Here is a 308-nt window from a genome sequence, read left to right as displayed (position 1 = left end):
CTAAAGAGCGTTTGATTTTATCTAGGGCGTCGGAGTTTCTGTTTGCATCGTTTTTTAGGGAATAATTAAAGGTATTCTCAATCGCAGAGCCTTCTTCTTTTTTTTCTACAATCCTTATCTCATCTAAATGATCCGTATCCACCAAAAAGGGGTCATGGGTGGCTAAAACAAAGGTGGTATTATGTTTATGAGCGTATTCTTTTAAAAATTTCCTAAACTCCTTTCTGGCTGGCACGCTCAAGTGGGTAGCTGGCTCGTCCATGACATAGATAATATTCTTGTTAAAACTAAAATTTGATCCCACATTG

The 308-nt window shown here is 37.7% G+C and carries 1 pseudogene; it reads right to left on the bottom strand.

From position 1 onward, the window contains the following. Positions 1 to 262: pseudogene (locus F8C76_RS20110) on the bottom strand (hypothetical protein); the annotation flags it as partial. Between the last annotated feature and the right edge of the window lie 46 nt (positions 263 to 308).

The organism is Flagellimonas olearia (genome assembly GCF_009184425.1).
Lineage (GTDB): Bacteria > Bacteroidota > Bacteroidia > Flavobacteriales > Flavobacteriaceae > Flagellimonas > Flagellimonas olearia.
Note: the sequence above shows the minus strand (reverse complement) of the source record. Positions and strands in the feature narration are given on the sequence as shown.